The following is a 12,301-nucleotide window of genomic DNA, read 5'->3' on the forward strand; positions in this document are numbered from 1 at the left end:
GGAGGAGCAGACGTTTGAACCGATCAGGCAAGCACCTTATCAGCAGCATTATCCTGTATCCCCGGCCCAGCGGAGAATGTATATCCTCAATCAGCTTGGACAAGCAAACACAAGCTACAACGTCCCCGCTGTACTTCTGCTGGAGGGAGAAGTAGATAAAGACCGGCTTGAAAACGCGATTCAGCAATTAATCAACCGGCACGAAATCCTCCGTACATCGTTTGACATGATCGACGGAGAGGTTGTGCAAACCGTTCATAAAAACATATCGTTCCAGCTGGAGGCTGCCAAGGGACGGGAAGAAGACGCGGAAGAGATCATCAAAGCATTCGTTCAGCCGTTTGAATTAAACCGCGCGCCGCTCGTCCGTTCGAAGCTTGTCCAGCTGGAAGAAAAACGCCACCTGTTGCTCATTGATATGCATCATATTATTACTGACGGCAGTTCAACAGGCATTCTAATCGGTGATCTTGCCAAAATATATCAAGGCGCAGATCTGGAGCTGCCACAAATTCACTATAAAGATTACGCAGTTTGGCACAAAGAACACGCTGATTATCAAAAAGATGAGGAATACTGGCTCGATGTCTTTAAAGGCGAACTGCCAATACTGGATCTTCCCGCGGATTTCGAGCGGCCTGCTGAACGGAGCTTTGCGGGAGAGCGCGTGATGTTTGGGCTTGATAAGCAAATCACGGCGCAAATCAAATCACTCATGGCAGAAACAGATACGACAATGTACATGTTTTTGCTGGCGGCGTTCAATGTACTCCTTTCCAAGTACGCGTCACAGGATGATATCATTGTCGGCTCGCCGACAGCTGGCAGAACACATCCTGATCTGCAAGGTGTGCCGGGTATGTTTGTCAACACGGTGGCACTCAGAACGGCACCAGCGGGAGATAAAACCTTCGCGCAATTCCTTGAAGAGGTCAAAACAGCCAGCCTTCAAGCATTCGAGCACCAGAGCTATCCGCTTGAGGAGCTGATTGAAAAGCTTCCGCTTACAAGGGATACAAGCAGAAGTCCGCTGTTTAGCGTGATGTTCAACATGCAGAATATGGAGATTCCTTCATTAAGATTAGGAGATTTGAAGATTTCCTCGTATTCCATGCTTCATCATGTTGCGAAATTTGATCTTTCCTTGGAGGCGGTCGAGCGTGAAGAGGATATCGGCCTAAGCTTTGACTATGCGACTGCCTTGTTTAAGGACGAGACGATCCGCCGCTGGAGCCGCCACTTTGTCAATATCATCAAAGCGGCCGCGGCTAATCCGAACGTTCGGCTGTCTGATGTAGATCTGCTTTCATCTGCAGAAACGGCTGCTTTGCTAGAAGAAAGACATATGACTCAAATTACCGAGGCAACCTTTGCAGCTCTATTTGAAAAACAGGCCCAGCAAACACCTGACCATCCTGCGGTGAAGGCTGGCGGAAATCTGCTGACCTATCGCGAGCTTGATGAACAGGCGAACCAGCTAGCGCATCATCTACGTGCCCAAGGGGCAGGAAATGAAGATATTGTCGCGATTGTTATGGACCGGTCAGCTGAAGTCATGGTATCGATTCTCGGTGTCATGAAGGCGGGGGCAGCTTTCCTTCCGATTGATCCTGATACACCTGAAGAACGAATCCGTTATTCATTAGAGGACAGCGGAGCAAAATTTGCGGTCGTGAATGAAAGAAACATGACGGCTATTGGGCAATATGAAGGGACAATCGTCAGCCTTGATGACGGTAAATGGAGAAATGAAAGCAAGGAGCGCCCATCATCCATTTCCGGGTCTCGCAATCTTGCATACGTCATTTATACGTCCGGTACGACCGGAAAGCCAAAGGGCGTGCAGATTGAGCATCGCAATCTGACAAACTATGTCTCTTGGTTTAGTGAAGAGGCGAGCCTGACGGAAAATGATAAGACTGTATTGCTTTCATCTTACGCATTTGACCTTGGCTATACGAGCATGTTCCCTGTACTTCTGGGCGGGGGCGAGCTCCATATCGTCCAGAAGGAAACCTATACGGCGCCGGATGAAATAGCGCACTATATCAAGGAGCATGGGATCACATATATCAAGCTGACACCGTCTCTGTTCCATACAATAGTGAACACCGCCAGTTTTGCAAAAGATGCGAACTTTGAATCCTTGCGCTTGATCGTCTTGGGAGGAGAAAAAATCATCCCGACTGATGTTCTCGCCTTCCGTAAGATGTATGGACATACCGAATTTATCAATCACTACGGCCCGACAGAAGCAACGATCGGCGCCATCGCCGGGCGGGTTGACCTGTCTGAGCCGGATGCATTTGCGAAACGCCCGACAATCGGACGGCCGATTGCGAATGCCGGCACGCTTGTCTTAAATGAAGCATTGAAGCTTGTGCCGCCGGGAGCGAGCGGACAGCTCTATATCACGGGACAGGGGCTTGCGAGAGGGTATCTCAACAGGCCTCAGCTGACAGCCGAGAGATTTGTAGAGAATCCATATTCGCCGGGAAGCCTCATGTACAAAACCGGAGATGTCGTACGGAGACTTTCTGACGGTACGCTTGCATTTATCGGCCGGGCTGATGATCAGGTGAAAATCCGCGGCTACCGCATTGAGCCGAAAGAAATTGAAACGGTCATGCTCAGCCTCAGCGGAATTCAAGAAGCGGTTGTACTAGCGGTTTCCGAGGGCGGTCTTCAAGAGCTTTGCGCGTATTATACGTCGGAACAAGCTATTGAAAAAGCAGAACTCCGGAAGCAGCTTTCCCTAACACTGCCGTCTCATATGATTCCTGCTTTCTTTGTGCAGGTTGACGCGATTCCGCTGACGGCAAACGGAAAAACCGACAGAAACGCTTTGCCGAAGCCGAACGCGGCACAATCCGGAGGAAAGGCCTTGGCTGCACCGGAGACAGCGCTTGAAGAAAGCTTATGCCGCATTTGGCAGAAAACGCTTGGCATAGAAGCTATCGGCATTGACGACAATTTTTTCGATTTAGGCGGCCATTCATTAAAAGGGATGATGCTGATTGCCAACATTCAGGCGGAATTGGAGAAAAGCGTACCGCTTAAAGCACTGTTCGAGCAGCCGACTGTTCGCCAGCTGGCGGCTTATATGGAGGCGTCTGCCGTTTCAGGCGGCCATCAAGTCCTCAAACCGGCTGACAAGCAGGCTATGTATCCATTGTCATCCGCACAGAAACGGATGTACGTGCTCAATCAGCTTGACCGCCAGACGATAAGCTACAACATGCCATCTGTTCTTCTAATGGAAGGAGAGCTTGATATTTCGCGCCTGCGCGACTCACTCAATCAGCTTGTGAACCGTCACGAATCATTGCGGACGTCATTTATGGAAGCTAATGGTGAGCCTGTTCAGCGCATCATTGAGAAGGCGGAGGTTGATCTTCATGTGTTTGAAGCCAAAGAAGACGAAGCGGACCAAAAGATTAAGGAATTTATCCGGCCATTCGACTTAAACGACGCACCGCTCATTCGCGCAGCTTTGCTTCGAATAGAAGCGAAAAAACATTTGCTGCTTTTAGATATGCATCATATCATCGCAGACGGCGTCTCAAGAGGCATTTTTGTAAAAGAATTGGCGCTGCTTTACAAAGGAGAGCAGCTTCCGCAGCCGGCGCTTCATTATAAAGATTTCGCCGTTTGGCAAAATGAAGCTGAGCAAAAAGAACGGATGAAGGAGCATGAGGCGTACTGGATGTCAGTTCTTTCAGGCGAGCTGCCAGAGCTTGATCTCCCGCTCGATTACGCCCGTCCGCCTGTGCAAAGCTTTAAAGGAGATACGATCCGTTTCCGTACGGGAAGTGAGACGGCAAAGGCGGTAGAAAAACTGCTTGCGGAAACCGGAACGACCTTGCACATGGTGCTCCATGCTGTTTTCCACGTCTTTTTAAGCAAAATTTCCGGACAGCGGGATATCGTCATCGGCTCCGTTACTGCCGGCCGGACGAATGCTGATGTTCAGGACATGCCCGGAATGTTCGTCAATACACTTGCCCTGAGAATGGAAGTGAAAGAACAGCAAACATTTGCGGAGCTTTTGGAGCAAGCAAAGCAGACGAACCTGTCAGCGCTTGAGCATCAGGAGTATCCGTTTGAAGATCTGGTTAATCAGCTTGATCTCCCTCGGGATATGAGCCGAAACCCATTGTTTAATGTGATGGTGACGACAGAAAACCCTGATAAAGAACAGCTTACATTGCAAAATCTGAGCATTTCACCTTGTGAGGCTCATCAGGGAACTTCTAAGTTTGATCTGACACTGGGCGGATTTACTGATGAAAATGGCATTGGCTTGCAGCTCGAATATGCGACAGATCTGTTCGCAAAAGAAACAGCTGAAAAATGGAGCGAATACGTTCTGCGGCTACTAAAGGCTGTTGCGGATAACCCGAACCAGCCGCTTTCCAGCCTGTCACTGGTCACCGAGACAGAAAAACAAGCACTTCTTGAGGCATGGAAGGGCAAAGCGCTGCCTGTGCCGACAGACAAAACGGTTCATCAGCTATTCGAAGAAACGGCTCAGCGCCACAAAGACCGTCCGGCTGTCACATACAACGGCCGGTCTTGGAAGTACGGCGAGCTGAATGCGAAGGCAAACCGTCTTGCGCGGATTCTGATCGACTGTGGCATCAGCCCGGATGAGCGCGTCGGCGTCCTTACGAAGCCGTCGCTTGAAATGTCCGCCGCTGTGCTCGGCGTCTTAAAGGCGGGAGCGGCATTTGTGCCGATTGATCCTGACTACCCGGATCAGCGGATTGAGTATATTTTACAGGACAGCGGCGCGAAGCTTCTCTTGAAGCAAGAGGGGATTTCAGTGCCGGACAGCTTTACGGGAGATGTCATTCTTCTCGACGGAAGCCGCACGATTCTAAGCCTGCCGCTTGATGAAAACGACGAGGGAAATCCAGAAACCGCTGTAACCGCGGAGAACTTGGCGTACATGATTTACACGTCTGGAACGACCGGACAGCCGAAGGGTGTCATGGTCGAGCACCATGCGCTTGTGAACCTGTGCTTCTGGCACCACGACGCGTTCAGCATGACAGCGGAGGACCGCAGTGCGAAGTACGCGGGCTTTGGATTTGACGCTTCCATTTGGGAGATGTTCCCGACCTGGACGATCGGTGCTGAGCTTCACGTCATTGATGAAGCGATCCGCCTCGATATCGTCCGCCTGAACGATTATTTTGAAACGAACGGCATAACGATCACGTTCCTGCCGACACAGCTTGCGGAACAGTTCATGGAGCTTGAGAACACATCACTTCGCGTCCTCTTGACCGGAGGAGACAAGCTGAAGCGCGCAGTGAAAAAGCCGTACACACTCGTCAACAACTACGGGCCGACAGAAAATACGGTCGTTGCCACAAGCGCAGAAATCCATCCGGAGGAAGGCTCGCTTTCCATCGGACGGGCCATTGCCAATACGAGAGTATACATTCTCGGCGAGGGCAATCAGGTGCAGCCGGAAGGCGTAGCCGGAGAGCTTTGCGTGGCGGGGCGCGGACTGGCACGCGGCTATCTGAATCGAGAAGACGAAACCGCGAAGCGGTTTGTCGCTGATCCGTTTGTGCCGGGTGAGCGCATGTACCGCACCGGCGATTTGGTGAAGTGGACGGGCGGCGGCATCGAATACATCGGCCGGATCGACCAGCAGGTCAAGGTCCGCGGCTACCGGATCGAGCTCTCAGAAATTGAAGTCCAGCTCGCCCAGCTTTCTGAGGTGCAGGATGCGGCGGTAACAGCTGTCAAAGATAAAGGCGGCAATACAGCGATCGCGGCGTATGTCACCCCGGAAACAGCTGATATAGAAGCGCTGAAATCAGCACTGAAGGAAACCCTGCCGGATTACATGATCCCGGCGTTCTGGGTGACGCTGAACGAGCTTCCGGTTACGGCAAACGGCAAAGTGGACCGCAAAGCCTTGCCTGAGCCGGACATCGAAGCGGGAAGCGGAGAATACAAAGCGCCGACGACCGACATGGAAGAGCTGCTTGCCGGCATCTGGCAGGACGTGCTTGGAATGTCTGAAGTCGGTGTCACCGACAATTTCTTCTCGCTTGGCGGAGATTCCATCAAAGGAATTCAAATGGCGAGCCGCTTGAACCAGCACGGCTGGAAGCTGGAAATGAAAGATCTCTTCCAGCATCCGACGATCGAGGAGCTTACCCAATATGTAGAGCGTGCCGAAGGCAAACAGGCAGACCAAGGCCCGGTGGAGGGCGAAGTCATCCTGACGCCGATCCAGCGCTGGTTCTTTGAAAAGAACTTCACGAACAAGCACCACTGGAACCAATCGGTGATGCTTCACGCCGCGAAGGGCTTTGATCCTGAACGGGTGGAGAAAACATTGCAGGCGCTGATCGAGCATCATGACGCGCTCCGTATGGTTTACCGTGAAGAGAACGGAGAGATCCTGCAAGCATATAAACCAATCAGCGAAAGCAAAGTCAGCTTTGAAATCGTGGACCTGTACGGCTCCGATGAAGAGATGCTGAGAAGCCAGATTAAGATTCTCGCGAACAAGCTGCAAGGCAGTCTCGATCTGCAAAACGGGCCGCTTCTAAAGGCGGAGCAATATCGCACAGAAGCTGGAGATCACCTGCTCATTGCTGTACACCATCTCGTGGTCGACGGTGTGTCATGGCGGATTTTGCTTGAAGATTTTGCCTCAGGCTACATGCAGGCTGAGAAAGAAGAGAGCCTTGTCTTCCCGCAAAAAACAAACTCCTTCAAGGACTGGGCGGAAGAACTGGCGGCATTCAGCCAATCAGCGCATCTTTTACAGCAGGCTGAATACTGGTCGCAAATTGCCGCTGAACAGGTTTCTCCTTTACCGAAGGATTGTAAAACAGAGCAGCGGATCGTCAAGGATACATCATCCGTCCTATGTGAATTAACGGAAGAAGACACGAAGCATCTTTTAACAGATGTTCATCAGCCATATGGAACTGAAATCAACGATATTCTTCTCAGCGCGCTCGGTTTGACAATGAAAGAATGGACAAAGGGTGCCAAAATCGGCATTAATCTTGAGGGACACGGCCGGGAGGACATTATCCCGAATGTGAATATCTCCAGAACGGTCGGCTGGTTTACGGCACAATACCCTGTTGTGCTCGACATGTCTGAAGCAGATGCCTCAGCTGTGATCAAAACAGTCAAAGAAAACCTGCGCCGCATTCCGGACAAAGGTGTTGGCTACGGCATTCTTCGTTATTTCACAGAAACAGCGAAAACAAAGGGCTTCACACCGGAGATCAGCTTCAACTATTTGGGCCAATTCGACAGTGAAGTCAAAACCGATTTCTTTGAACCGTCCGCTTTCGATATGGGGCGCCAAGTAAGCGGAGAATCAGAGGCGCTGTACGCTTTAAGCTTCAGCGGCATGATCAGAAACGGCCGGTTTGTGCTTTCCTGCTCCTACAATGAAAAGGAGTTTGAAAGAGCCACGATTGAAGAGCGAATGGAACGGTTTAAAGAAAACCTCCTGATGTTAATCCGCCATTGCACGGAAAAAGAAGACAAGGAATTCACACCAAGCGACTTTAGCGCCGAAGACCTTGAAATGGACGAGATGGGAGATATCTTTGACATGCTTGAGGAGAATCTAAAATAAAACGCAAGGGAATTACAGAAGGCGGGAGCGAAACATATGAGTCAATTTAGCAAGGATCAGGTTCAAGATATGTATTACCTATCGCCGATGCAGGAAGGGATGCTTTTTCATGCCATCCTGAATCCCGGCCAAAGCTTTTACCTTGAACAAATCACGATGAAAGTAAAAGGCAGCTTGAATATCAAATGTCTTGAAGAAAGCATGAATGTGATCATGGACCGGTACGATGTATTTCGTACCGTGTTCATTCACGAAAAAGTAAAAAGACCTGTCCAAGTCGTATTGAAAAAACGGCAGTTCCATATAGAAGAAATCGATCTGACACACTTAACGGGCAGCGAGCAAACAGCCAAAATCAATGAGTACAAAGAACAGGATAAGATCAGGGGTTTTGATTTGACGCGGGATATTCCGATGCGGGCAGCCATTTTCAAGAAAGCTGAAGAAAGCTTTGAATGGGTGTGGAGCTACCACCACATTATTTTGGACGGATGGTGCTTCGGCATCGTCGTACAGGATCTATTTAAGGTATACAATGCTCTGCGCGAACAAAAGCCGTACAGCCTGCCCCCCGTCAAACCGTATAAAGACTACATCAAGTGGCTTGAAAAGCAGGATAAACAAGCATCACTGCGTTACTGGCGCGAGTATTTAGAGGACTTTGAAGGACAAACGACGTTTGCGGAGCAAAGAAAGAAACAAAAGGACGGCTATGAGCCGAAAGAGCTGCTCTTTTCACTGCCGGAGGCGGAAACAAAGGCCTTTACCGAGCTTGCAAAATCGCAGCATACCACTTTAAGTACGGCGCTGCAGGCAGTCTGGAGCGTATTGATCAGCCGCTATCAGCAGTCTGGCGATTTGGCCTTCGGTACAGTTGTTTCAGGGCGTCCCGCGGAAATCAAAGGCGTTGAACATATGGTCGGGCTGTTTATCAACGTTGTCCCGAGACGTGTGAAGCTGTCTGAGGGTATCACATTTAACGGCTTGCTCAAGCAGCTGCAGGAGCAATCGCTGCAGTCTGAGCCGCATCAATATGTGCCGCTTTATGACATCCAAAGCCAGGCCGATCAGCCGAAACTGATTGACCACATCATTGTTTTTGAGAACTATCCGCTTCAGGATGCGAAAAATGAAGAAAGCAGTGAAAACGGCTTTGATATGGTGGATGTTCATGTTTTTGAGAAGTCGAATTATGATCTCAACCTGATGGCTTCCCCGGGAGATGAGATGCTGATTAAGCTTGCTTATAACGAGAATGTGTTTGATGAGGCGTTTATCTTGCGCTTGAAATCTCAGCTTCTCACAGCAATTCAGCAGCTCATCCAGAATCCGGATCAGCCTGTCAGCACGATCAACCTCGTTGACGACAGGGAGAGAGAATTTTTGCTAACCGGCTTAAATCCGCCGGCTCAAGCTCATGAAACAAAGCCTCTGACGGATTGGTTCAAGGAAGCAGTGAACGTCAATCCGGATGCGCCGGCGCTTACGTATTCCGGCCAGACCCTGTCTTATCGCGAATTAGAAGAGGAAACGAACCGCCTTGCACGCCGGCTGCAAAAACACGGTGCGGGCAAAGGCTCTGTTGTAGCGCTGTACACGAAGCGCTCACTTGAACTGGTGATCGGCATTCTCGGTGTATTAAAGGCGGGAGCAGCCTATCTGCCGGTTGATCCGAAGCTGCCAGAGGACCGAATCTCGTATATGCTGGCTGACAGTGCGGCAGCCTGTCTTCTGACGCATCAGGAGATGAAAGAACAAGCGGCTGAGCTGCCGTATACAGGCACAACGCTCTTCATTGATGATCAAACACGGTTTGAAGAACAGGCAAGCGATCCTGCAACCGCGATTGATCCTAATGATCCGGCATATATCATGTACACGTCTGGCACAACCGGAAAGCCAAAGGGCAATATCACCACTCATGCCAATATTCAAGGATTGGTCAAGCATGTAGACTACATGGCATTCTCTGAGAAAGATACATTCTTATCTGTTTCCAATTACGCCTTTGACGCATTTACCTTTGATTTCTACGCTTCAATATTGAATGCGGCACGGCTCATTATCGCAGATGAACATACGCTGCTTGATACAGAACGGCTCACAGATCTGATCCTGCAAGAGAATGTCAATGTCATGTTTGCGACAACCGCACTATTTAATCTTCTCACAGATGCGGGAGAGGATTGGATGAAGGGGCTTCGCTGTATATTATTCGGAGGAGAGCGCGCGTCAGTGCCTCATGTTAGAAAAGCGCTGCGGATCATGGGGCCGGGCAAGCTGATTAACTGCTACGGGCCGACTGAGGGAACAGTGTTTGCGACTGCTCACGTCGTGCATGATCTGCCGGATTCCATCTCCTCATTGCCGATTGGAAAGCCGATCAGCAATGCCAGTGTTTATATTCTGAACGAGCAAAGCCAGCTCCAGCCATTCGGGGCGATCGGTGAACTGTGCATCAGCGGAATGGGCGTGTCAAAAGGATATGTAAATCGTGCTGACCTCACGAAGGAAAAGTTTATCAAGAACCCGTTCAAGCCGGGAGAAACGCTTTACCGCACAGGGGATTTAGCGCGCTGGCTGCCGGATGGAACGATTGAATACGCCGGCCGTATTGACGACCAGGTCAAAATACGCGGACACCGGATTGAGCTTGAAGAAATCGAAAAGCAGCTGCAGGAATACCCAGGTGTGAAAGATGCGGTCGTTGTGGCGGACCGCCATGAGTCTGGCGATGCATCAATCAATGCCTACCTTGTGAACCGGACGCAGCTTTCAGCTGAAGACGTGAAGGCGCACCTGAAAAAACAGCTTCCTGCTTACATGGTGCCGCAAACCTTTACCTTCTTGGATGAGCTTCCTTTAACGACGAACGGGAAAGTCAATAAACGGCTGCTCCCAAAACCTGATCAGGATCAGCTGGCGGAAGAATGGATTGGACCGCGGAACGAGATGGAAGAAACAATCGCACAAATATGGTCTGAGGTTCTCGGCAGAAAGCAAATTGGCATTCATGACGATTTCTTTGCGCTCGGAGGGCATTCCTTGAAGGCCATGACCGCCGCGTCCCGCATCAAGAAAGAGCTCGGGATTGATCTTCCAGTAAAGCTTTTGTTTGAAGCGCCGACGATCGCCGGCATTTCAGCGTATTTGAAAAACGGGGGCTCTGATGGCTTGCAGGATGTAACGATAATGAATCAGGATCAGGAGCAGATCATTTTCGCATTCCCGCCGGTCTTGGGCTATGGCCTTATGTACCAAAATCTGTCCAGCCGCTTGCCGTCATACAAGCTGTACGCCTTTGATTTTATTGAGGAGGAAGACCGGCTTGACCGCTATGCGGATTTGATCCAGAAGCTGCAGCCGGAAGGGCCTTTAACATTGTTTGGATATTCAGCGGGATGCAGCCTGGCGTTTGAAGCTGCCAAAAAGCTTGAGGAACAAGGCCGTATTGTTCAGCGGATCATCATGGTGGATTCCTATAAAAAACAAGGTGTCAGTGATCTGGACGGACGCACGGTTGAAAGTGATGTCGAAGCGTTGATGAATGTCAATCGGGACAATGAAGCGCTCAACAGCGAAGCCGTCAAACATGGCCTCAAGCAAAAAACACATGCCTTTTACTCATACTACGTCAACCTGATCAGCACAGGCCAGGTGAAAGCAGATATTGATCTGTTGACTTCCGGCGCTGATTTTGACATGCCGGAATGGCTTGCATCATGGGAAGAAGCTACAACAGGTGCTTACCGTATGAAAAGAGGCTTCGGAACACACGCAGAAATGCTGCAGGGCGAAACGCTAGATAGGAATGCGGGGATTTTGCTCGAATTTCTTAATACACAAACCGTAACGGTTTCATAAATGAAGTGATGAAAGGAGGAGACAGCCAATGAGCCAACTCTTCAAATCATTTGATGCGTCGGAAAAAACGCAGCTCATCTGTTTTCCGTTTGCCGGCGGCTACTCAGCGTCGTTTCGCCCTCTCCATGCTTTTTTGCAGGGAGAGTGCGAGATGCTCGCTGCCGAGCCGCCGGGACACGGCACGAATCAAACGTCAGCCATTGAGGATCTCGAAGAGCTGACGGATTTGTACAAGCAAGAACTGAACCTTCGCCCTGATCGGCCGTTTGTGCTGTTCGGACACAGTATGGGCGGAATGATCACCTTCAGGCTGGCGCAAAAGCTTGAGCGTGAAGGCGTCTTTCCGCAGGCGGTTATCATTTCTGCAATCCAGCCGCCTCATACTCAGCGGAAGAAAGTGTCCCACCTGCCTGATGATCAGTTTCTCGATCATATTATCCAATTAGGCGGAATGCCCGCAGAGCTTGTTGAAAATAAGGAGGTCATGTCCTTTTTCCTGCCTTCTTTCCGATCAGATTACCGGGCTCTTGAACAATTTGAGCTTCACGATCTGACTCCGATCCAGTCGCCTGTTCATGTCTTTAACGGGCTTGATGATAAAAAATGCATACGAGATGCGGAGGGCTGGAAGAAGTGGGCAAAAGACATCACATTCCATCAATTTGACGGCGGGCACATGTTCCTGCTGTCACAAACGGAAGAAGTCGCAGAACGGATTTTTGCGATCTTGAATCAGCATCCGATCATTCAACCATGATCAAAAGCGGACAGCTTCGGCTGTTCCGCTTTTTTGTGTTGAATGCCAAT

Annotated in this window: 3 protein-coding genes and 1 pseudogene; all 4 read left to right on the plus strand. The window is 50.2% G+C overall.

The window, feature by feature from the left end:
- Window positions 1–14: 14 nt before the first annotated feature.
- The 4 genes and pseudogenes from comS to srfAD all read left to right on the plus strand — a co-directional run bounded on the left by comS (window position 15) and on the right by srfAD (window position 12,251).
- Window positions 15–155: a competence protein ComS gene (gene comS / locus NYE53_RS02015; protein ID WP_010886404.1), complete on the plus strand. Its 141-nt coding sequence runs from the start codon at window positions 15–17 to the stop codon at window positions 153–155.
- Window positions 101–7,630 (plus strand): annotated as a pseudogene (gene srfAB / locus NYE53_RS02020) (surfactin non-ribosomal peptide synthetase SrfAB); the annotation flags it as partial. The gene comS and the pseudogene srfAB, both read left to right, overlap by 55 nt.
- Window positions 7,631–7,666: 36 nt before the next feature.
- Window positions 7,667–11,494 carry a surfactin non-ribosomal peptide synthetase SrfAC gene (gene srfAC / locus NYE53_RS02025; protein WP_339246972.1) on the plus strand — a complete coding sequence of 1,276 codons (3,828 nt, stop codon included), beginning with the start codon at window positions 7,667–7,669 and terminating at the stop codon, window positions 11,492–11,494.
- Between the two features lie 28 nt (window positions 11,495–11,522).
- Window positions 11,523–12,251: a surfactin biosynthesis thioesterase SrfAD gene (srfAD, locus tag NYE53_RS02030; RefSeq protein WP_327829633.1), complete on the plus strand. Its 729-nt coding sequence runs from the start codon at window positions 11,523–11,525 to the stop codon at window positions 12,249–12,251.
- Window positions 12,252–12,301 lie beyond the last annotated feature (50 nt).

It is taken from the genome of Bacillus sp. FSL R5-0523, assembly GCF_037975295.1.
In the GTDB taxonomy this organism is placed as follows: Bacteria; Bacillota; Bacilli; order Bacillales; family Bacillaceae; genus Bacillus; species Bacillus subtilis.